Here is a 25,584-nt window from a genome sequence, read left to right as displayed (position 1 = left end):
AAACACTAAATGAACCGTAAAGGTACGGATTATTTAGTATTAAGGTATATTGTTGAATAAAGGTTCAGTTAGATAAAATAAAAACAATTAGGATAGACAGTTTGCAGATATGATATATTGTCATGCTTGTCTCAAATAAATAAAATGACTTACAAAACTATCCACATCCATCTTTTGTTTTACACTAATATCAAGTTCCATTTAGCTTTATGATCTTGTAAATAACCAGACCAGATGCAGCAAGTGTCCTATGTCACTAAACCTGATAACCAAAATTGATGTTTTATTTACTGTAGTCATAGCCATTTTATTAGCGTTACTTTATTCGGTACTACAAAGCACCTTCTATACAAGGAGCGGACGCCAATTGGTAACACAAATGCAGGAGTTTCTATACTATCTTGAGAAGGTGGAATCCTCCATTACCGATATTGAAGCTGCACACCGTGGTTTTGTTATCACAGGGAATGATGTTTTTTTGGACCCAATGACAGAAGCCAGGTCAGAGTTAGCCAAAAGTCTAAATATCATAGATAGCCTCTCACAAAATAATACAGGCCAGAAAGTAAATCTCAGTCAACTCCGGAGCTGGGTGCAGAAAAAAATAGAGATCAGCAATACGGCTATTTCACTTAGAAGAAATGAAGAACAGACAGCAGCTTTGAGGTTTATTTCTACCGGTAGAGGAAAAAATATTATGGATAGCATCAGAATTATCAGCAAAGCTCTGGAATCTGAACAAATGGCCAATATAAACAGTATTACTAACCGTAATGAGCATTATATTGTCAGACAAAATACTTTCTTTTTAATCTTCACCGGATTCGTTATTGGTGTAGTCTTTCTGTTCTACATACGAATCAGAAATGATGCAAAAACAACCCTGGAATTACAAAAAAAGCAGGATATATTAATTCAAAAGCTTAATCATCAAAACAGACAATTAGATGATTTTGCACATTTGACATCTCATAACATTCGCTCTCCTGCCAGCAACATCTCCTCCCTGATATCACTTTTAAATGAAGACAGCACTGTTGAAGATTATCAACTCATATTTCAAAAGCTAAAGAAGGTTTCTCAGAATCTTAACGAAACGCTTAATGAGCTTCTTGAGATGCTTCAGGTAAAGAAAAGTACAAGCGTGGAGAGAGAAGAACTGCAGTTCGAAGAAATCTATAATAAGGTTGTCAATTCTCTGCAGGGGGATATTCTTATGAGTGGAGCTGTGATAACGACCGATTTCAGGTTTCCGGTAATTATTTATCCCAAGGCGTACCTGGAGAGCATTTTCCATAATTTTTTATCTAATGCCATCAAATACCGATCTCCGGACAGAACGCTCCACATTCATGTCGAAACTGATAAAATTGATGGATACATTCAGCTCAGGGTTACAGACAACGGCCAGGGAATTGATCTGAACAGATATGGAAATATGGTGTTCGGACTAAGAAATACATTTCACTCCGGCCACGATTCTAAAGGGATAGGCTTATTTATGACTAAAACCCAGGTAGAGGCCCTTGGTGGAAAAGTAGAAGTGCAGAGTAACGTGAACAAAGGATCTTCCTTCATTGTATTTTTTGATAAGAAAAGCACCACTACCGTTTCTTAGAATTATTCCAATCACTGATACGATATCGCATTAAGCCCTATTTCTTCTCCAATATCGTCTTGATCTCGTTCAGCTTCAGCAGGGCTTCTACAGGAGAAATGGTATTAATATCGAGCGCCTGCATCATGCTGGTAACTTCCTTGAAGCGTGGGTCTGCTTCAAAAAGGCTCATCTGATAGTTGGCTTTGGGTACTTCTTCCAGCTTTTTGCGGGTATCATTTTTGTGCTTGTCCTTTTCCAGGAAATGCATGATCTCATTGGCTCTGATCACCACTTTATTGGGCATGCCAGCCAGTTGGGCCACATGGATACCAAAGCTATGCTCACTACCACCTTCCTTCAGCTTACGCATGAATATAATCTTGTCACCTACCTCCTTTACGGAAACATTAAAGTTTTTAATGCGAGGGAAATCTTCCGTAAGCTGATTCAGTTCGTGATAATGGGTAGCAAATAATGTTTTCACCCGGTAGTCCCTGTGGTTATGCAGGAACTCTACAATAGACCAGGCGATAGACACACCATCGTAAGTGCTGGTGCCCCGACCGATCTCATCCATTAATACCAGGCTGCGGTCGCTCAGGTTGTTGAGTATACTGGCCGTTTCGGTCATTTCCACCATAAAGGTAGATTCACCTTTGGACAGATTATCAGAAGCGCCTACACGGGTAAATACTTTATCAATAATGCCTATGGAAGCACTCTTTGCCGGCACAAAGGAGCCCATCTGCGTCATGAGTACGATCAGGGCTGTCTGCCGTAGCAGGGCCGACTTACCGGCCATGTTAGGACCGGTGATGATCATGATCTGCTGGTGATCGTTATCCAGGAAAACATCATTGGGTATATAGGACTCACCTAACGGCAATTGCTTTTCAATGACCGGATGCCTGCCTTCTTTGATGTCGATAGCAGTGCTGTCGTTCACTTCAGGCATCACATATTTGTTCGATTTGGCTATTATGGCAAAGGAATTGAGGCAGTCAATGGTAGCCAGTACTCTGGCATTTTGCTGGATTTGCGTTACATAGTCGGCTGCACTTGTTACCAACTCCATAAAAAGCTGCTGCTCTATTACAAACAGCTTTTCTTCGGCATTTAATATCTTATCCTCGTAGATCTTGAGCTCTTCCGTGATGTACCTCTCCGCGTTAACAAGTGTTTGCTTTCGGATCCATTCTGATGGTACTTTTTCTTTGTGTGCGTTGCTTACTTCCAGGTAATAGCCAAAGACTTTATTGTAAGCGATCTTTAGTGAAGGTATTCCCGTACGCTCGACTTCACGTTTTTGTATCTGAATGAGGTAATCTTTACCTGAGTAAGCTATTTTTCTCAGTTCATCTAACTCCTCATTCACACCATCTCTGATCAGGCCACCTACATTGGCAGTGAGAGGCACCTCTTCTTTAAGCTCTTTGTTGATCTTCTCAAGTAAAAATTCACAGGGGTTGATCTGGTCAGCAAGTTTCTTCAGCTCTTCAAAGCTGCTTGCCTGCAGTGTTTGCTTGATAGGTGCAGTATTCTGAAGCGCTTTTTTAAGCTGATTCATCTCACGCGGATTGATCCTGCCTACTGCTACTTTGGAGATCAACCTTTCCAGGTCGCCTATTTGCTTCAGGTTTTGTTGTATATCATCCAACAACTCCTGATTTTCATAAAAACCTTTTACGGTCTTAAGTCGTTGGTTAATAGCCGTGATTTCTTTCAGCGGAAGTACCATCCATTTTTTTAAAAGCCGTGACCCCATAGGTGTTACGGTGCAATCCAGGACATCAATAAGCGGTACACCCCCATCGTGCTGAGGATATATTAACTCCAGGTTGCGGATGGTGAACTTATCGAGCCACACATATCGGTCCTCGTCAATCCTTGAGATGGAAGAGATATGTTTCACCTCACGATGCTCCGTTTCCTCGAGGTAATGAAGTATGGCCCCTGCAGCAATAATGGCATCATCCATACCCTCTATTCCATAGCCTTTTAAAGTGGCTGTCTGGAAGTGGCTGGTCAGTTTTTCATAGCCAAAATCGAAACTGTATATCCATTCATCAAGTGCAAAAACATTGTAATCGTCCTGAAACAGATTCCTGAGCTGCTCTTTTGCTGCCTTACAATAGATCACCTCGGAAGGATTAAAACCCTGAAAGAGCTTGGAAATATAGTCGGCAGATCCCTGGGCGGCCATAAACTCACCTGTGGAGACATCGAGAAATGCTACACCTGCTTTTTCTTTATTAAAATGAACGGAGGCAAGGAAGTTGTTGGCCTTTTTTTCAAGTACATTGTCATTAAAAGATAACCCCGGTGTCACTAGCTCGGTAACTCCTCTTTTGACAATACCTTTCACCGATTTCGGATCTTCCAATTGATCGCAGATAGCTACGCGGTTGCCTGCTCTCACCAACTTGGGCAAGTAATTATCCAACGAATGATGCGGGAATCCTGCCAGCTCAATGTGGGAGGCAGCGCCATTGGCCCTCTTAGTAAGTACGATATCGAGTACTTTACTGGCCTTTATGGCATCCTCGCCAAAGGTTTCGTAGAAATCACCCACTCTAAACAGCAACAACGCCCCCGGGTACTTTGCTTTAATAGCATTGTACTGCTTCATTAACGGTGTTTCCTTAGCATCCTTTGTTTTAGCCATCGTAAGATAATTACAGTCACAAAGATTAATTATTTTAAAGCTATTAGCAATTTTTTTTGGCGCTGAGGGAACAGAGATTAACCGAACAGCGTGAAGTAATAATCTCCGCTTCTCTCTGCGAAACCTCTGCTTCCTCTGTGGTTGAGATTCCTACTTAGATCGCTTCCACTGAAAACACCTGTCATGCTCACCGATTTTTACAAACCGGTTCTTATCCAGGACCCGCTGCGATGAAATATTATCCACGGGTGTGTCTGCCCGTATGGCTTCAGCTCCGGGATGTGAAAACACCCAGTTCACCAGTGCGGCCAGTGCTTCCGAAGCCAGCCCTTGGCTGTGGTACTTCTTATCGATGAAATACCCGGTCATCACTTCTCCATGTTCATCCGGTAAGCCAGTGAGGCCTATGCCTCCAACCGTCATATTTTCCGCCTTTAGAACAATCTCCCAATTGGTAAACCAGGCGTACTGCTCAGGATACCTGCGGGCGCCCTCCAGCCAAAAGCCCATAGCTTCTTCCATTTCTGCCATAAACACGTCATCCACTTCCATGGCGGATCGCCTTAGCCCCAATGATGCCTCCAGAAGCGGCCGGCCTTGCCTGAGCAGTTGGAGTTGTTCAAAACTTTAATGGTATTAACTTTAATCGTTCGGTTTCGATTACTAACATTGATGTAGAATTTAAATTGTCTTGAAATAATTTGAAAGCAACTCTTGATGAGCTTCATGTGAATTCAGGACAATACAATTCCAGGTCTGTGCTCAGGAGTGTATTGAGGGCTAAATGTTAGATTTGTAAATTTCAGAGGCTATTTGCTAGTCTGAGGTAAAGTAACAAAAATTTTTTATGATGCGAAAGCTCGATAATGAGGAACTGGAACGTAAAACGGTGGAGGAATTTAAAAAAAGCGAAAAACTGCCTGTAAGTATATTGCTAGACAACGTGCGCAGCCTCAACAATGTTGGCTCTGCCTTTCGTACCGCTGACGCTTTTTTGATAGAGAAACTTTACCTGGGTGGCATTACGGGCACGCCTCCTCATCGTGATATTACAAAAACAGCTCTGGGCGCTACGGAATCAGTAGAATGGGAGCACGTGGAAGATCCTGCTACCTTTGTTTTGGAGCTAAAAAGTCGTGGCTATGAGATCATTTCGATCGAACAGGTGGATAAGAGCGTAATGCTCGATAAGTTTATACCCGAAAAAGGAAAAAAATATTGTCTGGTATTCGGAAATGAGGTTTTTGGTGTGGATGAAAAGGTGGTACAAAATTCTGATATCTGCATAGAGATCCCTCAGTATGGAACCAAGCACTCGCTCAATATCTCGGTAAGTGTCGGGATTGTGGTTTGGGATTTTTATAATAAGCTTACTGGTGATCTGTTTCGTGTTTGATGTTTAGAGTTTGAGGTTTCCTGTTCCTGTTTGAAGTTTGATGTTGTTGGTTTTCACGTTGCCGATGCTTCCGACTTCGGTCTTTCGACTGCCACATCATTCATCGGATGCAACATGCTTTGAGAAGACACTCATCCGATGAGAAGCATGTACGCTACACCTATTACCGATCACCGTTTACTGATCACTCGAACTACACCCCTTAGAAAGAAGCATTCGTAACTTAATACTCAATACTCACGACTAAATACTCAGAACCCTATTTTGCCTACTGCCTCTGCCTTAGACCTTGAATCTTAAGCTTATTGCTCCCGGTACCTTCGTAGCCATTTGCGGTAAAACCACAAAGGCACCGGTTACAATAAAATTATTCTAAATTATTGCACTGCTGCCAGGGCATCCAGGGTCCCCCATCCAAACTCTGAACTCCTGCTAGGGTAGAGATCAGCGGTTTGCTTCATTTTATTTAGCACCTGATCGCGCGTCCAGCCTGGGTTTTTGGACCATACCAGGGCTGCAATACCTGCAGCGGTGGCAGTAGCCACGGAAGAGCCTCCAACTGTTGATGGCGTGTTGCCACTCATTGCCAGCGATAGAGGATGCTTGTTGGTATTGGCCCTCTCCATTACAATGGTAAAGTCTACCTTACTTCCTGAATGACAGATGTCACAGCGTGTATACCCGTTGCCTTCTTTAATACCGGTAACGGCTACTGTCTCATTCATGTTAGCCGGGAATATTACTCCATACCAATTAGTCCATGAAGTCGAGGTTCCGGCGGCTGCAAAGATCAGTTTGCCTTTACCATGGGCATAGCGTATGGCATCGGCCACATTAGAGCTGCTAAATACATCGCCTATCGACATGCTGATAATCTTCACATCCGATCTGTTGCCCAGGAATACCAGAGCATCGGAAACCCCAGTCTTTTCATTTCCGGAATTTATTACCACATCGCCAGTACCTCTCACTGCTATCAGATTGGAGTTGTAGGCCACACCGACTGACGTTCCTGTATTGCTTCTTGGAGCTGCAATAGCTCCTGCCATTGCTGTACCATGTCCGCACTGATCGTTAGGTCCATCGGGGGATGCCCACCACCACCAGGAGCTGACAAAGAAGCCATGCTTCGAGACGGTGCGTCCGCTTGAGTAACCTGAATTAAACTCTCCGTTGAGCTTAAGCTGGTCGGGAGATACCCCTGTGTCGATCAGACCTACACCGATACCACTTCCGGTTGAGTGGTTCCATGCCTGAGGGATATTCATGTAGTTATAATTCCATGAAACTTTGGCATTAGGAGCTACATTCACATAATCACCTGTCGGAATGCCGTAATCCGGATCATTAGAACATCCTTTTTCACTGGTTTCGCGACCATTGTCAGTCTGCCGTGAATCGAGCTCGTAAGTGAGTGGCTCTAAATACCTGATGTTAGGCATGCTGCGCAGGCGCGAAATCACCGCAATGTCTTCAATCTTCATCTCTACCTGAGGCAGTACTTCATGCGCCTTTAGCACTATATCATCAGCATTAAGCTGGCGTGCATTGCTTTGGTTTATCACCTGTAGGGCTTCTTCTACTACATTATTTTTTGCCTGTACCCAGGCCTTTTGGTTGATGTCAATAGTAGCCATTCTGGAATTGATATCCCCTTCCCCGTCAGGTTTATATCCGACTACAAGGGAGCTATCGCTGTGCATCAGAGCACTCCACAATACCTGGTCGGATACCTGCTCCCAGTGAAATTCATTGGTAGCTTTCAGGGAGTTAATGATAAGATCATCGATTTGATCCTTGGGAATCAGTTGATCCTTTTGATCTTTAAGAGGTTCTGCTATTTCATTAGGGTCATCTGAACACCTGATGAGCAAAAAGCCCAACAGGATAAACAACATTCTGTAGTTGGTCATTGGTTTTTGGTTTAGGTTTGTTAGAAAATTGATTTTCAGGGACAAAAGCCCTGTTTCGAAAAATTCGATATTTTTCAATCCAAAACCAATTCGGAAAGGCATCAATAACTGACGATGTAAGTTTTAACGGGTTTTTGCTGCTTCTAAAAATGGAGGACCTCTTTTAATAGCGTATAACCACTCCTGCTGACAGGTACTGTCCGGGCATTTTTTAAAACCGCAACGAAAGCATCCTTGGAGTATGCTTCCAGCCTGTCGATCTGATTGATATTCACAATAAAGGATCTATGAACGCGCGTAAAGCCATCTTTCGGTAGCGAAGTCTCCAGATATTTCATGGTAAGCTGCTTGAGGTGTTTTTTCCCTTCGCTATAGATCGCCACATAATCGTCTTGTGCCTCGATATATTCTATTTTATCCAGGGGAATAATAATAATTTTATGTCCTACCCTCACCACCACACGATCCAGGGTCTCAGCGTATTGTTCCCGGGTCTGCCGTATATCTTTTAAGCCATGAACATGTTGTGCATCTAATTTGCTCAACGCTTTTTCTACCGCTTCGTTAAACCGTATCTGCGAATATGGCTTCAGCAAATAATCCGCAGCACTTTTTTCAAATGCCTTTATTGCATACTGATCGAAAGCAGTACTAAAAATGATAACCGGTATATGATCCAAAAGCTCCAGCATCTCGAAACCGGTTAACTTAGGCATCTGAACATCCAAAAAAATAAGATCCGGCTGCAGTTCGCTGATAGTTTTTACTCCCTCAAAACCATTGGCGCATTCTCCAACTATCTCAATTTGAGGGAAAGCTTTCAGGTATGACCTTACAATGTCCCGTGCAAGCTTTTCATCATCAATTACTACTGCTGTGATCATGATCTTCTGTTTGTTGAGGTATGAGCAAATGTACAGTAAAAATGGTTCTGTTCTTTTCTATGGTCATCAGACCCGAGATACCATAGATCAGCTCAAGTCTGTTGCTGACATTCTTCAACCCGATCCCTTTTCCTTTTTGGACTATTGCCTCTGAGTCATAGTTATTTGAAATGGATATTTTTAAAAATCTGTTTTCACAAACACACCTGGTACTCACTTTCACATCGTCCAACTGTTCATAAATACCATATTTAATAGCATTTTCATACAATGGCTGCAGGATCATGTTAGGCAGGGTCATGGAAAGGCACTTCTGATCTATTTCGTTAACCGCCAGCAGCCGTTCGCCAAACCTCACCTTCTCGATCTCCAGGTAAAGGTTCATCTGATCAAGTTCTTCTTCCAGTGTATGTTTGTCAACATTCTTACTCCCCAGTGACGACCTTAGAAAATCCGAGAGCTTGATGACCATATCCCGGGCCTTGTCGGCATCAATGATAGTAAGCGAGCTGATGGAATTGAGACTGTTAAAAATAAAATGTGGATTGATCTGGAACTTGAGCATCTCAAGTTCGGCATGTTTCAGCATATCCTGAAGCTGTAATTCTTCCCGCTCCCGCTCTTTCAAGTTGTGGGTATATTTGAGCAGGTAATAGATCACTACAACCAAAGCAAGGGCAAATGTGCTTTGTACAATTCGCCAGGGAAACCCGTCGGTGAGAAAGGCCATATAAGCCCCATCACCCGAATACAGCGCTTTTAGAATGGCACGGGCTCCAAATGATACTATTGAACTTGTGATGAGTATACCTACCACCTGGCTGATGATACTTCCTGCGGTACCTTGATGACTTGGAGAAATATACTGGACCACATACCAATAGCTCAAGCCTATACCCATGATGAGACAGTTGTGTATAACAGCATCAGAAAGCGCCAGGTCCCAGTCGAAGCCGAAGTAAAGATGTAAGGCTGCCACATGTATAATAATAACTGCTATCCAAATGGCAACATAAAAATATAATGCTTTACCAGCAAAAGGATGTTTCATACTTCTAAAATCGGGATTTTTACGTAACCTGAACGTCCTCAAACGTCTCCTTGTGACCCCCGGGTTAGGTTCTGCTCATTTCCAGGGGGATTCCAAATCAAGTTTGGAATGACGACTGACTTTTGAGACAGTCCCGTTAAACATTTCCTGTGTATATTTTTTGTTTTCAACTGTCACATGCCCTTACATGCTGTAGTGCATTCCGACACGTAAGTATTGAATTCGCCATAAACTTTATTCATCCTGGATTGGTATTATTTGGATGAATAAAGTTTATGATCATTTCATGCAATGGAAAACGAAATTTTTATACCTTATATTTTACTTCTCCACCTCCAAACATCACGAAACCTTTCACAACCAGCACCTTGTCTGAGTTTGGAACAACTTTAAGTGCCGAAGATCGCTTATCACTGAATCCGCCCAAAATAGACGTTACTTCAACCTTAACATTCCAATCGGGAGGCACTATGATCACAGATCCACCGAAAACTACGAAAAGGTCGATCACATTTACCCCTTCCGCCAACTGTGCTCCACGAAGGTCTATTTCTGAGCCGCCGAACATGGCTGTTATTTTGCCTCCCTTGAAATTCTGAGAATCAACCTTCCGGTCTCTGCCACCTATTATGGCAAAATCATCAATATAATCTAAACTATTTTTTTTTTCGTCAGAACTATGCTCCCTTCCAAAGCCTGACCTTCGCATGATCAGCGAAATACCTATTACAATAATAATGGCAGGCCAGAAGATGTGCCAGATATTTCGGACATAGAACAGGCCAATGTCCTGAAGAAGGAAAATCGTTCCTACTGCTATCATGATTATACCTGCCTCAGATCTGTTTCTACCCAATGTGAAATAAAGACCGAGCACGATCAGGAACGTCTTCCAGGAGAAGAAATAGTGAGGGATATAATACGGAATGATATTCAGGTTGTCTAACAACCATACGCCACCTATGGCTACGAGGATAACTCCTAACCATAATCTTTTGTCGTTGGAGTGATTTGTGTGATGCTCGCTCATGATTTTGTCGTTTTAATTTATATACAATTATACTGTGTTACGGACAGCTAAGTTGGTGATAATCGGCAAGTACCGAAGGGTTACCGGTGAATGCCGAAAGGAGATGGGTTAAGCAGTTCTCAGTTCACCGTTTGTCGTTCACCGTTCTCAATTTCTTCGTTCTTAGTTTATTAGTATTGGAGGCTTTGGTTTTGCGTTTCCAAAAACTATAAAGTGGGAGTTAAGAACTCGGAACTTTTCCTAAATTTGCCGGGAAAATCACAAAATGCCAGACCAACATGGAATTCAGAATAGAAAAAGACACTATGGGCGAAGTAAAGGTACCCGCGGATAAATATTGGGGCGCTCAGACAGAACGTTCGAGAAACAACTTTAAGATCGGTGAGGAAGCCAGCATGCCGCTGGAAATTATCTATGGCTTTGCTTACCTGAAAAAGGCCGCAGCACATGCTAATCATGCTTTGGGTGTGCTGGCTGAAGAAAAAAGAGATCTGATCTCCAGCGTATGTGATGAGATCCTGGAAGGCAAGCATGATGATCAGTTTCCACTCGTGATCTGGCAAACAGGCTCAGGTACACAGTCTAACATGAATACCAATGAGGTAATTGCCAATCGCGCGCATGTATTGGCCGGCAATAAATTAGGTGAAGGAAAATCTGTTATCCACCCCAATGACGATGTAAACAAGTCGCAGTCTTCCAATGACACTTTCCCTACAGGTATGCACATAGCTTGTTATAAAATGGTGGTAGAGAGAACGATTCCCGGGGTAGAGAAGCTGCGCGATACGCTGAAAAAGAAATCAGAGGAGTATATGAATGTGGTAAAAATAGGCAGAACACACCTGATGGATGCCACACCTCTTACCCTTGGACAAGAGTTTTCAGGGTATGTTTCTCAACTCGACCACGGACTGAAGGCACTAAAGAATACACTGGATCACCTTTCGGAACTGGCATTAGGTGGCACTGCTGTTGGTACCGGCATCAACACTCCTGAAGGCTATGCTGAGTTGGTAGCTAAAAAGATTGCCGAGTTTACCGGACTTCCTTTTAAGAGTGCAGACAATAAATTTGAGGCCCTGGCAGCTCATGATGCCATTGTAGAATCTCATGGCGCTCTGAAGCAACTGGCTGTTTCATTGAACAAAATAGCAAATGATATTCGCATGCTTGCCTCTGGTCCGAGATCTGGTATTGGTGAGATCAACATTCCGGCTAATGAGCCTGGTTCGTCCATCATGCCGGGTAAAGTGAACCCAACACAGAGCGAAGCGCTGACTATGGTATGTGCCCAGGTAATGGGCAACGATATGGCTATCACTGTTGGTGGCGCTCAGGGACACTATGAACTGAATGTATTTAAGCCGGTTATGGCTTATAATTTCCTGCAATCGGCAAGGCTAATTGGTGATGCGTGCGTATCTTTTGAAGAAAATTGTGCTATAGGCATAGAGCCTAATTATAAAAATATTGAGCAGCACCTGAATAACAGTTTGATGCTGGTGACTGCATTAAATACTCATATTGGCTATGAAAAAGCCGCAAAAATTGCTAAATCTGCACATGAAAATGGTACTACACTAAAAGAAGAGGCCATAAAATCCGGCTTTTTAACGGAACAGGAATTTGATCAATGGGTAAAACCCGAAGACATGGTTGGCAGCTTAAAGAAGTAATTTTTTTAATTTTTAGTTAAATTGAGTATATTTTCAACAAATTTTTACAAAATACAGCATAATGAAAAAACTAACCGTGATACTCGTGCTTGCCTTTGTGGCTACTTTTTCGGTAGAGTCACTCGCCCAGCTTTCAAAAGCTGAGAAAAAGGAATGGAAGAAAAAAGCCAAAGAATATTCCAAAAACCCTGAGCAAATGAAGCAATTGGTAGAAGAAAACCAAGAACTTCAAGGCCAGGTGAGCAAATTAAAAAGCGAAAACACCGCTATCCAATCAAAAATGAGTGACAAGGATGCCAAAGTTAGCGAGCTTCAGGACGACCTGGCAAAGCTAAGGAGCGATCTTTCCGCTGCCAGAGCTGAAGTAAGAGAGCTAAAATCCAGGCCCTCAGAACCCACTTCAGGCGGAGGACAGATGATCGATGGCGTTGTATTTAAAGTACAGATAGGTGCATTTAGAAATAAAGACCTTTCCAAATACTTTGAAAACAATGAAAACTTTAGCGGTGAGAATGAAGACGGGATGCAAAAGATCACCCTTGGGCAATTCCGTGACTATTGGGAAGCAGATACTTTCAAAAAATATTTAAGAGAAATGGGTGTTAAGGACGCATGGATCGTGCCTTACAAAGATGGTAACCGTGTGCCTATTAAAGACGTACTCGAAGGAGTGATAGCAGAAGACGCTCCGGCTGATTCCGAATAAAAACAAATTTCTCAACGGAGGCTGTCTCAAATAGCCAAGTCTTTGGCCATTCATCTTGTGATGCTTATAGCATTACAATTTAATTGCATTTTGAGGCAGCTTCCTTTTTTATGTCAATTCCTGGCGCATGGTAGATAAAAGGTGGGTACTCAAGGACAAACCAGATGAGAATATCACGGATTCTCTTTCTAAAGCTATCAATGTAAGCGCCCCTATCGCCACCATTCTTGTCCAACGTGGCATAACTGACTATCATTCTGCCAAAAGCTTCTTCAGGCCTACCCTGGATATGCTCCATGACCCCTTTTTAATGAAAGATATGGACGTGGCAGTGAAAAGAATAGAAGAAGCAATTGCCAACAACGAAAAAATACTTGTTTATGGTGATTATGATGTTGACGGAACAACCTCCGTTGCGCTTTTCTATGGATTTCTTGATTCCTTTTACCGCAATTGTGATTTTTACATCCCCGATCGCTATAAGGAAGGGTATGGTGTTTCTGAAGCAGGCATAGAATGGGCCAAAACCTACGGCTTCTCATTGATTATTTCTTTGGATTGTGGTATCAAATCATCCAAACTGGTAGAAAAAGCCGCCTCCTATGGTATTGACTTTATTATTTGCGACCACCACCGGCCCGGTGAAGAGCTACCACCGGCCATTGCTGTACTCGACCCGAAGAGGGATGACTGCCCTTATCCGTATAAGGAGCTGCCCGGATGCGGCATTGGCTTTAAGCTCATGCAAGCCCTGGTTAGCAGAAATCCCGGCTGGCACCCTGACCCCAATTCCTTCCTTGACCTGGTAGTGGTAAGCATCGCTTCCGATATTGTGCCCATTACAGGAGAAAACAGGGTGCTGGCACATTATGGCATCAGACAGTTGAAAGAATGCGCCAGGCCTGGCTTAAAGGCATTGATGAGTCTCTCGGGCATTACTCAAAAGATAAATATTACAGGTATTGTGTTTGGAATGGCTCCCCGCATAAACGCAGCAGGAAGGATAGCACATGCCAAAACTGCCGTGCATCTGCTGCTGGCTGCCTCGGAAGAAGAGGCCTATCACTACGCGGAGCAACTCAATATCAAAAATGAGAAGCGCAGAGATTTTGACGCGTCCATCACTGAGGAGGCATTGGCAATGATAGAGGAAGATGAAACGCTGAAGATGGCCAAAACCACAGTACTCTTTAAGGATAGCTGGCATAAAGGAGTAATTGGTATCGTTGCCTCGCGATGTATTGAGCGCTATCATCGCCCCACGATTATCCTTACCATGTCAAACAATCGCGCCACAGGCTCAGCGAGGTCGGTTCCGGGTTTTGATGTATATAATGCCATAGCCAGTTGCAGTGAACTGCTGGTACAGTTTGGAGGCCACATGTATGCAGCCGGACTTACACTCGAGCTGGAGAAAGTAGCAGCATTCCAGAGAAAATTTGAAGAAGTGGTAGCTAATTCAATACCCGAAGAGCTCCTGGTTCCAGTGGTCGATATAGATACTCCCATTACTTTCAATCAGGTAACCAAAAAATTCTTTAATGTGATAAGCCAGATGGCTCCCTTCGGGCCAGAGAACCTGTCTCCCATTTTTATTGCTGAAGATGTAAAACTGGCAAGTTCTTTGAGGGTCATCAAAGACAAACATTTAAAATTTACTGCTGTGCAGGATGACCGGAAACTGGAAGTAATTGCTTTCAATATGGCTGAGCATGCAAGCAGGATAGCGAATGGCGAAAAGTTCAAAATTGCATTCTCAATTGAAGAAAACAACTACATGGGCCATCAGTCAATTCAGTTAAATATAAAAGATATAAAGTTCGAATAGTTATTTTTGCCACCTATGATATTACGCGCTGATAACCTCATTAAGAAATATAAAAAACGTACTGTTGTTAATGATGTCTCCGTCAAAGTAGAGCAAGGTGAGATCGTAGGTCTGCTTGGCCCCAATGGTGCCGGAAAAACCACAACTTTCTACATGATCGTGGGCCTGATAAAACCCAATGAAGGGGTAATATTTCTTGATGATGAAAACATTACTGATCTTCCTATGTACAGACGGGCAAAAAGAGGAATAGGATACCTGGCACAGGAAGCTTCCGTATTTCGAAAGTTATCCGTTGAAGAAAATATCATGGCGGTACTTGAAATGCGGAATATGCCTAAAAAGGACCAGAAAGAAAAATGTGAATCGCTGCTTGAAGAGTTTAGCCTTACACATGTACGCAAAAATTTAGGAATGGTACTATCGGGGGGAGAGAGAAGACGTACGGAAATTGCGCGAGCACTGGCAGTAGATCCTCATTTTGTACTACTTGATGAGCCTTTTGCTGGTGTTGACCCAATAGCCGTGGAAGAGATACAAACAATAGTTGCCAAGCTAAAACAAAAGAATATAGGCATCCTCATCACCGACCACAACGTAAACGAAACCCTATCCATCACAGACAGAGCTTATCTTATGTTTGAAGGACGCCTCCTAAAAGCAGGGTCAGCGGAAGAACTTGCTGCTGACGAGCAGGTGAGGAGAGTTTACCTGGGTCAACATTTTCAGTTGAAAAGAAAAATTTAAACCATCTCTCACTTTTAGCTTTTTAATATTTTATATCTTCAAGGTTGAGATCAAAACTAGCTGCGGTGGATATAATAAATTCGATAGTGACCTGGGTGATGAAGAAGCGGATACATGATATCGAGCTTTTTATAAAATACCCTCATGATGTACAGCATGAGCTATTTAGAAAACTGCTGGGAGAAGCCAAAAATACGGAGTTTGGTAAAAAATATGGCTTCAGAGATATTACCAGTTATAAAGAGTACACAGAACGTGTACCCGTTCACGCTTATGAAGATATATTCCCCTATATTCAGCGCCTGATGAGGGGGGAGCAGAATGTACTCTGGCCTACTGAGATCACCTGGTTTGCCAAATCATCGGGAACCACGAATGCCAGAAGCAAATTTATTCCCGTATCTCCAGAGGCTCTGGAAGACTGTCATTTCAAAGGAGGCAAAGATCTTATTTCCATATATGTAAATAATTATCCCGATACGCGGATGTTTACCGGCAAAGGTTTGACTATTGGCGGAAGCCATCAAATTAATGAATATGACCCCAATGCCAACTCCTACTACGGAGATGTGTCAGCGGTGATCATGCAAAACCTTCCGCTTTGGGCGCAGCTTATCAGAACACCCAAGCTGGATGTGGCGCTGATGGATAAGTGGGAGGAGAAAATTGAAAAAATGGCAAAGATCACCTCGCAAGAAAATGTGACTAACCTGGTCGGGGTCCCGACCTGGACCATTCTTCTCATTCAAAAGGTAATGGAGTTGACCGGTAAAGACAATATACTCGAAGTATGGCCGGATCTTGAGGTGTTTTTTCATGGAGCAGTAGCATTTGATCCTTACAGGGAGCTTTTCAAGAAGCTGATCCCGAATGAAAAAATGAACTACTGCGAAACATACAACGCTTCAGAGGGTTTCTTCGGTATTCAGGATCAAAGGGATTCTACCGAGTTGTTATTAATGCTGGACTATGGTATTTTCTATGAGTTCATACCATTTGATGAGATAGGTAAAAAAGAACCGATAACGCTATCTCTTGAGGAGGTAGAAGTGGGTAAGAATTATGCCATGCTTATTACTACCAATGCCGGCCTTTGGAGGTATAATATTGGCGACACTATTAAATTCACCAGTGTTAACCCCTACAGAATAAAGATCTCGGGACGTACAAAGCATTTCATCAATGCTTTCGGAGAAGAAGTGATTATAGAAAATGCCGAAACTGCGATTACCACCGCCTGCAAAGAAACAGGGGCTATCCTTGACAACTTCACGGCTGCACCTATCTATTTTGACGAGGGTTCAAAAGGAGGCCACGAGTGGATCATCGAATTTAAACAACAACCCGATGATCTGGAGAAATTTAAGCATTTGCTTGATGAAACGCTTCGGAAGGTGAACTCTGATTATGATGCCAAACGCTACCAGGATATGGCGCTACTTCCTCCTGTTGTTCATAGTGTGACAGAGGGCACATTTTATCGCTGGATGAAGAAAAGGGGTAAGCTTGGCGGGCAGAATAAAGTGCCGCGATTGTCAAATAATCGTGAGCATATTGATGATATTTTGCAAATGATCCGTCAAAATAATTTGTAAACCACAACCGGTAACCTGTTGCTCATTGTATGCACTAAGCTGAAAAAATGCTTACAATGAAATGTACTAAATTAAAATTAAAGTGGCTTCTGGTTGTGCTTTTATTATCTTTTTCCGGTTGTGGTGAAGATGGAGATCCCGGCCCTCAGGGACCCCAGGGTGAACAAGGGTCACAAGGTGAAACAGGAGATAAGGGCGACAAAGGCGATCCGGGAAACGCCAATGTAATATATTCTAACTGGATCAAACCAGAGTGGTACGAAAGCGGATCCAATTATTACATATGGTACCACGTAGATGAAAACATGACAGCCGATGTAGTTGACCGGGGTATTATTTTCATTTACTACAGAAGCTCTGCAACCTCATCCTTAGTAATGCCGCTGCACTACGAACCCTCAGACGTAGACTTCATTCCCCTCTTTCAGAAATACTATCAATCCATAACATATACCATCTACCTGGGAGCTTATAGCACCAATGCTTCACAGTTGGCAGCCATTAGAAATAATTATCAATTTAGATATGTACTTGTGCCGGGCAGTAACCTGACAGGGGGGAAAGTGGCAGCCGTTGACTACTCGGATTACGATCAGGTGAAAATATTTTATAACATACCAGATTAGTAAAGAAGCTGTCTCACGAGAGGGAGGTCGATGAGACAGCTTCTTTCGATATAATATGCCTGAAAATAGGCGGTCATCCTGACGTGGATCTTCCTAAGTTGTTAATGGTATCCTTGAACTTAGTAAGATCCTCCGTGCCTCCCCGAGGCAGGCTAGGCAAGGTCGGGACAGGCAGAATGGCCCTTAGAAGAGGTTTTTTAGGTTTGTTTTGTATACGAATACAATTTAATCGGTTCTACTATATCGAACTCACGTTAATTAATTAGTGTCTCTAAAAAAAAACGTCAATGTCTGCGTTATGCTCGTCCCAAAAATGCTCACGTACCCCGGTACGCTCCGCTTTTTGGCGCTTCACAAGCCTTGACCTTAACGTTTTCTTAAAGCCACTTAAAGTTTTCTTACAAACACTAATTAAAATCCTTCCCTTCCTTCAAAGTCTTGAGGTAGCCATCGATAAACTGCTTGCTTCCATCAGGTGCTTTTGTGTAGGCCTGCTCCTCATATTTCAGAGCCTTGGCATAATCACCAGTAGCTGAGTATCCGCGCGCAAGACCGTGGGGCGCCAGCCAGTGATCAGGCCACTTTTTATTTGCTTTTTTAAATACTTCCAGCGCCTCTGCACCTTTATCCTGGCCGATTAGCTGCCTGCCGTAGTTATAGTAATCCGCGATGCCAGCAGCAGGATCTTCGAGCGCTTCATTCATTACTTTGTCAGCTTCGGCAGTGTTGCCCATAGCAGTTAATACTCTTGCCTTAACTTGCATCGTCTGAAAGTTCTTTTGACTAAAAAATTGTCCCTCTATAGCATTATTGGCCCAGGCTAATGCATCTTCAAGGTGAATTTTATTCTGAGCCAGATAATTGGCGGCTGACATCCAGTTTTGTAATATAAAGCCTTGTGCGCCCTGCAACTCCTTCTTTAAGTTGTTATACACCAACTCTGGTGTGTTAAATTCAATTTTAACAGGAATACGCTTTTTCTCCCAGTCCAGTACAAGCGTAGCCTGCTTGTCACCCACATCCACAAAATTGTAAGTGAGTAATGGGGTCTGTTCGTTATCCTGCCACTTGACATTTACTCTTAAGGCATCATCTTTTTCATCATAGAAATAACTTCCCCAAGCAGTATTATTTCTTGAAAAGATAACGGTTACATTACCCTCCTCTGCAACTGCCATATGCAAACCGTAAGTTCCGGCCTGAAGAGCTTTGCCCTCTATTGTAGCATCATGGCTAAGCTCTATGGTTGTATTTTCGTTGGCGCCTGCTCTCCAGGGAGCTGCCTGCGAAGTGCCAAAACCCAGGTTATTATAGCCATAAGGCACCAGGCCTCCCCATATTTGCCCTGTTCGGTCCTGTCCCTGAGGGCTTACCACATCAGGGCGTGAATAGTTAACGGTAACATCTGCAATACCGACACGTTGTCTTACCTCTGCTGCCGCGCTGGATTGCGGCAAAGTAACACCTTGAGCCCACAAGCTGGTGCCAAATAGCATCAACCCACTTATCAAGGTCAAAATAATTGATAATCGTTTTGATCTCATGGTTAAATAGTTAATGGTGAATGAATAGGTCTGTGGGTTCTGATGATTAAGAACAAATACGCAATTTCTGCCTTTTGAGTTGGTATAAAATACATAAAGTGCCGTTCAGCAGCGATGAGTGGTCATCGGGAAGGGCATCAGGGAAACCCACCAATGTTATTACGTTAACTTGAAACTTTGAGTTGATATTGTGGATAATGACATTATGCCATCATTAACCACAGAGGAAGAAGAGGAGCAACAGAAATCATAAACCACCACGTCATCCTAAAAATTTTTGTAGAGCAACGGAGAAAATATTCAGGACCCCCAGATCCGTTGGCGGGGGCTGAAGTTCAGTCACAGCCAGTAGCGAGGAGATCCCGGATCTTCACTTTGTTACGTCCGGGATCATGTAATGATAACTTGTCATTGGCAGGAAACCAACAACTTTGAGTTGATTTTGTAGACAATAACATAGCTTCAGAACGGCCTTGAGAAAATGGCGTTAAGAATTTCACGCCACACGTACATGTCATAAATCACACTGTTGAGCCCATTTTTTCACGTGACGAGTTTGTGATTTGTCATCGCAGGCATTGCAAAACTTGTCATTGGTACGGAGGAAGGAACTTCCCAAGCTGTTAAAGTCTCCTTGAACTTAGTAAGATTCTTCGTGCCCCACGATAGTTGGCAGAAGGCGGTAGGCAATCAATAAAGCATCTGGCAGATATTATTAGCCGAACACCGAATGCCCTTAACTCTAATCCTTCTTCGATTTGAGCAAATAAGTTTTATTCTCCTCTCCCTCCATCATTCTTCTTATGTTTTTATGGTGGGTCCAAACGATAACCACGAACAGGAAAAATCCGAATATCACAAGCAGCGGCTCGTTTGTTTTAAATCTGGGCACTAAGAGTAGTAGTGCGGGAAAAGATAATGCTCCGATAATAGAAGCCAGGGAAACATATTTCGATACGATCAATGTGATCAGGAAAACAACAATACAAAGCAGGGCAACTTCATAATGGATAGCGATCATCATTCCTAAAAGCGTAGCTACGCCCTTACCTCCTTTAAAGTTTATGAAAACAGAAAATATATGTCCGGTAACCGCCACCACACCCATTATCAATTTAAAGGTCACCAGGTTTTGCTCTTCTATAAACTCCATATTCATCAAAATGACAGCCAAAGAAGTAGCCGCCATCCCTTTGATGACATCACCAAGCATAACAATAGTACCTGCCCTTTTTCCAAGCACGCGAAAAGTATTAGTAGCTCCAGGGTTACCACTGCCATGCTCGCGCACATCGATTCCGTGCAGGGCCTTGCCAAACCACACTGCTGTAGGTATTGAACCCAGTAAATAAGCTAATAATATTCCTACTCCTATTGCTATTTCCATATTATATGTTTTGTCCAAAAATAGGTAAGCATATAACTTACCGAACTATTAGTCTTCAAATATAGGGATTTTTTAATTTACGTGAAGTGTCAGAAGCCATCATCGTCATCTTCGAAGCCGTCATCCTCTTTCTTACCACCAAAGCCATCATCTTTTGGCCGGTCTTCTGCTTCTTCGATTTCAGAGTTGAGATCATAAAATTCATCTATCCCATAATATTCTAACCGAAACCGGTTAATAAAGTTCAATGTTTCCGCCTGATCAGCAGGTGCAAAAATCAGGTCTCCGATCTTTGCCTTGGAACCATTGCTCCTTTTGCTTATGAGATTATTGAAGTTATTATTAGATGAAAAAACAAGCAACCGATCATCTTCAAGGCTAAAATAGAACCAGGAAGCAGGGGAGGCCTTTATGAAAACATTGAATATTGTTCCCCCTCCATCGTTCTTTTTTATTTCCATAAAACCATCGAAAGCACCGTTGATATCATGTTTCATTATGTTTGAGAGCCCCAGCTTCCCCTCACTATAGAATGCCTTATGGTCCGCAGACCATTTAAGGTCTACATTTGAAAACACTAATGGTACAGCCGTCTCCTTGGCAAATTCACCTAATGAAATATACTCCTGCAGTGAACGGTTCTCATATTCCTTTGCGGCTCTCTCCCCGATTATTTCGGCCAGCTTGTAAAGCAGTTGGGTGTGATCGCCAATGGCTTCCGGTGCACCAAGGTTGTTGACCACATCGATGATATCCAATGCCATTATGTCAAAGGCCTGAACGGGAACGGTGGCAAAGTTAACCGTAATAAGGGAGTTGATATTAAACTCATTTCTTTCAATATTCCCAGTGCCCAATGCGGCGGCCCTAAGGGCTACGTCCTTTGAAGACCTCATGAAATTGACAGGTCCCTCAAACTTGATATCCTTAGTGTCCTGGTTGTATCTAAACACTTTTCCGGACAGCTTACGCCCTGCAGTTTTTACGGTATCCTCTATAGCATATTCATTACTCTCCTGGTCGTAGAAAAGAACACCTGAGGGCACGAAAAAATCATCATCGTCAGGTGTGAATTTTTCTGATATAAAATTACTGTAGAGACTGTTGTCGCCAGCAGAGAAATGCAGACCGGCTTCTAATCGCCTTCCCCCTTCAGTTACACTATTATCAAAGTTAATCATTACCTGCCGCTGATCTCCACTACTGGAATGAGCTATCCAGGTATTGTAACCGGGCTCCGTAAGGCCAAGCTTAATATACCCGTCCAACTGCATAGCAGGCTTATGGGCATATAAGGTCATGTCACCTTTATAGTACATACCTGCCGAGATCAGAAGGTTCTGCATCTCACTTACAGCGCCATTTGCTACTGTATGCTGCTCGTAAACTTCCTTTTTCCGGTTGTTTGCAACCAGCATCTTTTCCAAATGGAAATTCTCCATTTTGATAGGCACCGTATCATTAAGAGCCGTTACAAACTGATAGGTAGCATAGCCGGTAAATTCATTTCGCGATTTAATATCTATTACCCCTTCCGTAAGTCTGTGGTATTCATACAACGTATCCATCACAATAGTTGTGTTGATCAGGCGGCCTATTTTGGAATTTTCAAGTATGAGTACCTCATTGTTTTCAGGTGTAATTTTAGCATCGGCAACAACAATATATGGAATGCCACTAACTTTTAGCTCGAGTGTATTAATATCGTAAACGGCCTCGGTGGCATTAAACCGCAGTGAATCCAGGTCCTCACGTGTAGTATAAAAATATGAGCTCTTTAATGGGACATCATCCGGCTTTCTCATGGTCACTTTTTGCTCATCGAGATCCCAACGTGCCTGAGTAATGGAAGTTTTAAACTGAGCATACGGAAATTCGATAGCGGCTTCTCCCTCTACCTCCGGGCTCATGTCTGCGTAATTCTCTTCCAGGTCAAAGCGTAGACGTATATCTTTTCCTGCCAGGGCGGGCTTATCGGGATTGTCCGACTTTAACTCGAAGTCAGCATGCCGTGCAGAAAACCTGTCATGCTCAAAGGTCATCTTTTTAGATTTTGCCTCTGAACCCCTGGTAATGAGCGTACCCATACCATACACCCCACTGTTGGAGATAATAGCAGTTCCATCCAAAGATGCCGTTTCGTGATAGAAGTGTATAGGATCATCAATATTACTGACGTACATGCTGTCCTTTTTGGGCAACCATTTCATGCTGTAGTTTTTAACGGACACCTGCGGAAAGATCACACCATTATATTCTTCTTCCCTCATATCAACGTAATCACCCACGGTGGTAACAGAGTCGGGATAGAAAATAAAATCCTGCGACTCCAGCGTAGTGGTCAGGAATTCGATCCTGCCATTTGCTCTGAGTCCTTTTTTATTCAAAGTAAGCTGGTTGTAAAGCTTGCCCTCTCCCTGATAAAGCTGATAGCCCTCCGAAGGAATGGTATGTTCGAAGCCAAGCGCGTAATCGGGCATGATCTTCAGCTTCTCCTCAAAGGAAGGAAACATCCCGCTGGACACAAACGTGCCCTCAAAGCCAATGGTGGCCGGGTCTGATCCACTCAGGCTGTCTATACCAAAGGGCGGTACAATAAAATAAAAAGACCTGTCATAAGCACCGGCCAATACATCTCTTCTGTCGAAGTATACCACCGCACCCTTTCCTGAATCGAACTTGGGATACCTGGGTAAATTCTCTTTCCCTGACTTATTATCAGGTTTGTTGATAAAAAGCGTTCCCGAGGATGCCTGAAGATTGTTGGATACATCACTGACCATAAGTGAATCCGGAGAAACCAGGGCATTATCTACCTTTTTCCTGCCGGATCCGCCACGGCTGTTAATATCTTTTACGTAAAATTCGATGGAATCTATTTCATTGAGGTAGATAAGGAAGCTATCATATTTAAAAGTAAAATCACGACCAATATATTCAAAATTACCGGCTGTCACTTTACCGTTAAAAGTAAAATCGCGATCGCGCAGCAAAGTTATCTCGGAGCTGTCCGGTTTGATCACCACATTTAAAGAATCGCTGATCTTGAAAGCATCAACACCGCGTATTTTCATCTCCCGTCTGGAAAAATCAAGGGTAGCATTCGGCTTATAGTGTATTACTGACTTAATTATTATATCATCAAAATCTTTCTTCCCAAATTTGGAGTCGAAGAAATGGAATGCTTTTTCCTTCACGGTAACAAAGCCTTTCCTGGAGTCGTAGCCGACCAACCCCTTTTGAGAAAGGTGTAGCATGGCTCCTTTCATCACATTGATGTCCTTTTTGTAGTGCTTTGCCAGATCTTCCACATAGAATTCTTCCGCTCTTTCTTTTTTTGAAAAAGCTATTACCATCGCCAACGGATTAAAAGGATATACCTTATCACCCAACGATCGATAATCTTCTTCTTTGAAGTGATCTGACGATTCAAAATAGGCAGGCACCATTCTTCGTGCTTCAAGAATAGACACATTCAGGCTATCACTGTTTAAATCCCACCTGATGATATCGGCAGTGAAATCTATATTGAAATAGGTAGCAGTAAAGGGCGTATTTCTATAGCCGCCCTTATCCTTCTGAAGGACAAGTCGCTTGTTGTTATAGTCGTAGTTCAGTCGTACTGCCGGATGGTAAATGGAATCATTTCCCTGGTATATCACTACAGCCGCGCGGATAGCAGATACCGTTGAGTCACTAAACTCGAAAATCTTAGCACGGGCCTTAAACTTTTTGGATGATTTATCATGTACTTCTATTTTCGACAGGTCTCCTAAGAGCGATGAACTGTAGATCTTACTCCCGTTCAGTGAAAATCCACCGTTATAGATCAGGCCTTCACCAATATTGTTGACCCTTATATTGCTATAATATGATAAAAAACGTGGGTATTTGGCATCCGTGGTAGTATCATGCTTCACTCCTTGATATTCAAATACACCGTCAATAGGTCCGTCTAATTTTCCTTTATAAGTAAGTTTGGCAGATTCCGCCTGCAGGTACGCCTTATTAACGGCAAAACTATATACACTCAAATTGCAATAGACTGAATCTGCGCCAAGGCCGGCCATCGTCCAGTCAAATTTTCCTCCTTCACCAACAAACTGATTGGTCAATAGTAAAAAAGTACCTTTAGTATTTTGGAGAAAAACTGAATCATACGGGGTCACAAAGTTCAGTGTGGCTTTATCGAATTGAATAACAGGCCCTTGAATTTGTGGCAATGATGCCCCACCCCTGATGGCCTCAACCATTTGCTGATCTTCATCTACAGTTTCCTCGTCCCAATTATCATCCCATTTGTCATTTCCCGGTTTGTCGTCCCATTCAGTATTCCAATCGTCATCCGCGGGTTCTTTATCCCATTCATCAAAATACTCATCCTCAGCAGTATCATCATTGTATTCTTCTATTTCCGCTTCTATAAGGGCTGCACTTTCAACATATTCAAAAAAATAGTCGTCATCCGACACCAGCATTTTATTGGATCTGTTAAAAAACAATGCCCGGTGTTCAAAAAAGACTTTTGCCCTTTGCAGGTAAGCCAGCGTTTCCTCTATCTTATGTCCATCGATCACTTTTTGAGTTACATTAAGATATTCCAGCCTCTTCTGTTCATCCGCTCCCTCTATGTTTACAGCACTGGCTATTGCTCCAAAATATGCAGAAAAGATCTTTTTGTTATTATGCCCCCGATTAAGCAAAGTAGTAACCTGAGTAAGGATTTTATCCTGCTGATCCTGTGAGATCTGTTCCCAGGCCATTAAAAAGTTATCCTCTACACCTAACACCTTCTTGCCTCGATCATCGGCAAGCATCACCCTGACCGTGTCTCTCGGTATGACATATGACTTGCTCATTTGAGCAATCAAGGGGACGCTCAGCAGCCATAACAGAAAAAATAAATATGTAACGGTTATCCGCATGTTCAATC

17 protein-coding genes are annotated in these 25,584 nt (G+C 42.8%); 8 read left to right on the top strand and 9 right to left on the bottom strand.

Annotation, left to right across the window (positions count from 1 at the left end; translation table 11 throughout):
- Nucleotides 1–250 precede the first annotated feature (250 nt).
- Nucleotides 251–1,618, top strand: a complete 1,368-nt coding sequence (locus tag C900_RS28680) for a sensor histidine kinase (protein ID WP_051052904.1) — start codon at nt 251–253, stop codon at nt 1,616–1,618.
- A 37-nt stretch (nt 1,619–1,655) separates the two neighbouring features.
- On the opposite strand, the gene mutS is transcribed toward C900_RS28680, so the two are convergent.
- Together mutS and C900_RS18760 are read right to left on the bottom strand one after the other, a co-directional pair.
- Complete coding sequence (mutS, locus tag C900_RS18765) at nt 1,656–4,265, bottom strand: DNA mismatch repair protein MutS (protein WP_009581742.1); 2,610 nt, start codon at nt 4,263–4,265, stop codon at nt 1,656–1,658.
- A 150-nt stretch (nt 4,266–4,415) separates the two neighbouring features.
- Nucleotides 4,416–4,817, bottom strand: a complete 402-nt coding sequence (locus tag C900_RS18760) for a GNAT family N-acetyltransferase (protein WP_009581741.1) — start codon at nt 4,815–4,817, stop codon at nt 4,416–4,418.
- A gap of 298 nt (nt 4,818–5,115) precedes the next feature.
- Between C900_RS18760 and C900_RS18755 the strand changes: the two genes are divergently transcribed.
- On the top strand, nt 5,116–5,661 hold the full coding sequence (locus C900_RS18755) for an RNA methyltransferase (RefSeq protein WP_040497096.1): 546 nt from the start codon (nt 5,116–5,118) through the stop codon (nt 5,659–5,661).
- 377 nt (nt 5,662–6,038) lie between these two features.
- Here the strand turns inward: C900_RS18755 and C900_RS18750 are convergent, their stop codons facing one another.
- The 4 genes from C900_RS18750 to C900_RS28675 all read right to left on the bottom strand — a co-directional run bounded on the left by C900_RS18750 (nt 6,039) and on the right by C900_RS28675 (nt 10,539).
- On the bottom strand, nt 6,039–7,574 hold the full coding sequence (locus C900_RS18750; RefSeq protein WP_157494076.1) for a S8 family serine peptidase: 1,536 nt from the start codon (nt 7,572–7,574) through the stop codon (nt 6,039–6,041).
- A gap of 143 nt (nt 7,575–7,717) precedes the next feature.
- A complete protein-coding gene (locus C900_RS18745; protein WP_009581738.1) occupies nt 7,718–8,458 on the bottom strand; it encodes a LytR/AlgR family response regulator transcription factor in 741 nt (246 codons plus the stop codon).
- Complete coding sequence (locus C900_RS18740) at nt 8,436–9,509, bottom strand: sensor histidine kinase (protein ID WP_009581737.1); 1,074 nt, start codon at nt 9,507–9,509, stop codon at nt 8,436–8,438. Before C900_RS18740 ends, C900_RS18745 begins: the two co-directional genes overlap by 23 nt.
- 307 nt (nt 9,510–9,816) lie before the next feature.
- The gene (locus tag C900_RS28675) at nt 9,817–10,539 is read right to left on the bottom strand and encodes a LiaF transmembrane domain-containing protein (protein ID WP_009581736.1); all 723 of its coding nucleotides are present in this window, start codon (nt 10,537–10,539) and stop codon (nt 9,817–9,819) included.
- Nucleotides 10,540–10,817: 278 nt separating this feature from the next.
- Between C900_RS28675 and fumC the strand changes: the two genes are divergently transcribed.
- The 6 genes from fumC to C900_RS18705 all read left to right on the top strand — a co-directional run bounded on the left by fumC (nt 10,818) and on the right by C900_RS18705 (nt 17,720).
- Entirely contained in the window at nt 10,818–12,218 is a 1,401-nt protein-coding gene (gene fumC / locus C900_RS18730) for a class II fumarate hydratase (protein ID WP_009581735.1), read from the top strand.
- A gap of 61 nt (nt 12,219–12,279) precedes the next feature.
- A complete protein-coding gene (locus C900_RS18725; protein ID WP_040497095.1) occupies nt 12,280–12,924 on the top strand; it encodes an SPOR domain-containing protein in 645 nt (214 codons plus the stop codon).
- A 127-nt stretch (nt 12,925–13,051) separates the two neighbouring features.
- Nucleotides 13,052–14,752: a single-stranded-DNA-specific exonuclease RecJ gene (recJ, locus tag C900_RS18720; RefSeq protein ID WP_040497094.1), complete on the top strand. Its 1,701-nt coding sequence runs from the start codon at nt 13,052–13,054 to the stop codon at nt 14,750–14,752.
- Nucleotides 14,753–14,767: 15 nt separating this feature from the next.
- On the top strand, nt 14,768–15,499 hold the full coding sequence (gene lptB, locus C900_RS18715) for an LPS export ABC transporter ATP-binding protein (RefSeq protein ID WP_009581731.1): 732 nt from the start codon (nt 14,768–14,770) through the stop codon (nt 15,497–15,499).
- Between the two features lie 65 nt (nt 15,500–15,564).
- Complete coding sequence (locus C900_RS18710; protein ID WP_040497093.1) at nt 15,565–17,094, top strand: GH3 auxin-responsive promoter family protein; 1,530 nt, start codon at nt 15,565–15,567, stop codon at nt 17,092–17,094.
- A gap of 56 nt (nt 17,095–17,150) precedes the next feature.
- Nucleotides 17,151–17,720 carry a collagen-like triple helix repeat-containing protein gene (locus C900_RS18705; protein ID WP_009581729.1) on the top strand — a complete coding sequence of 190 codons (570 nt, stop codon included), beginning with the start codon at nt 17,151–17,153 and terminating at the stop codon, nt 17,718–17,720.
- A 407-nt stretch (nt 17,721–18,127) separates the two neighbouring features.
- Here C900_RS18705 and C900_RS18700 read toward each other — a convergent pair whose 3' ends face one another.
- The 3 genes from C900_RS18700 to C900_RS18690 form a co-directional block, all read right to left on the bottom strand.
- Nucleotides 18,128–19,264: a DUF2911 domain-containing protein gene (locus C900_RS18700; RefSeq protein WP_040497092.1), complete on the bottom strand. Its 1,137-nt coding sequence runs from the start codon at nt 19,262–19,264 to the stop codon at nt 18,128–18,130.
- 742 nt (nt 19,265–20,006) lie between these two features.
- Nucleotides 20,007–20,651, bottom strand: coding sequence for a glycerol-3-phosphate 1-O-acyltransferase PlsY (gene plsY, locus C900_RS18695; protein ID WP_009581727.1), 645 nt, complete (start codon nt 20,649–20,651; stop codon nt 20,007–20,009).
- A gap of 89 nt (nt 20,652–20,740) precedes the next feature.
- Nucleotides 20,741–25,510, bottom strand: a complete 4,770-nt coding sequence (locus tag C900_RS18690; protein ID WP_157494075.1) for a hypothetical protein — start codon at nt 25,508–25,510, stop codon at nt 20,741–20,743.
- Nucleotides 25,511–25,584 lie beyond the last annotated feature (74 nt).

Origin of the sequence: Fulvivirga imtechensis AK7, from assembly GCF_000331535.1 — a bacterium.
Taxonomy (GTDB): Bacteria; Bacteroidota; Bacteroidia; order Cytophagales; family Cyclobacteriaceae; genus Fulvivirga; species Fulvivirga imtechensis.
The sequence above is the reverse complement of the archived record's forward strand: the minus strand, read 5'-3'. Positions and strand labels throughout refer to the sequence as shown.

Coding starts and splice junctions, on each gene's coding strand:
- C900_RS28680 (WP_051052904.1), top strand. CDS start 251: ATGTCACTAAACCTGATAACCAAAATTGATGTTTTATTTACTGTAGTC.
- mutS (WP_009581742.1), bottom strand. CDS start 4,265: ATGGCTAAAACAAAGGATGCTAAGGAAACACCGTTAATGAAGCAGTAC.
- C900_RS18760 (WP_009581741.1), bottom strand. CDS start 4,817: ATGGAAGTGGATGACGTGTTTATGGCAGAAATGGAAGAAGCTATGGGC.
- C900_RS18755 (WP_040497096.1), top strand. CDS start 5,116: ATGCGAAAGCTCGATAATGAGGAACTGGAACGTAAAACGGTGGAGGAA.
- C900_RS18750 (WP_157494076.1), bottom strand. CDS start 7,574: ATGACCAACTACAGAATGTTGTTTATCCTGTTGGGCTTTTTGCTCATC.
- C900_RS18745 (WP_009581738.1), bottom strand. CDS start 8,458: ATGATCACAGCAGTAGTAATTGATGATGAAAAGCTTGCACGGGACATT.
- C900_RS18740 (WP_009581737.1), bottom strand. CDS start 9,509: ATGAAACATCCTTTTGCTGGTAAAGCATTATATTTTTATGTTGCCATT.
- C900_RS28675 (WP_009581736.1), bottom strand. CDS start 10,539: ATGAGCGAGCATCACACAAATCACTCCAACGACAAAAGATTATGGTTA.
- fumC (WP_009581735.1), top strand. CDS start 10,818: ATGGAATTCAGAATAGAAAAAGACACTATGGGCGAAGTAAAGGTACCC.
- C900_RS18725 (WP_040497095.1), top strand. CDS start 12,280: ATGAAAAAACTAACCGTGATACTCGTGCTTGCCTTTGTGGCTACTTTT.
- recJ (WP_040497094.1), top strand. CDS start 13,052: ATGGTAGATAAAAGGTGGGTACTCAAGGACAAACCAGATGAGAATATC.
- lptB (WP_009581731.1), top strand. CDS start 14,768: ATGATATTACGCGCTGATAACCTCATTAAGAAATATAAAAAACGTACT.
- C900_RS18705 (WP_009581729.1), top strand. CDS start 17,151: ATGAAATGTACTAAATTAAAATTAAAGTGGCTTCTGGTTGTGCTTTTA.
- C900_RS18700 (WP_040497092.1), bottom strand. CDS start 19,264: ATGAGATCAAAACGATTATCAATTATTTTGACCTTGATAAGTGGGTTG.
- plsY (WP_009581727.1), bottom strand. CDS start 20,651: ATGGAAATAGCAATAGGAGTAGGAATATTATTAGCTTATTTACTGGGT.
- C900_RS18690 (WP_157494075.1), bottom strand. CDS start 25,510: ATGAGCAAGTCATATGTCATACCGAGAGACACGGTCAGGGTGATGCTT.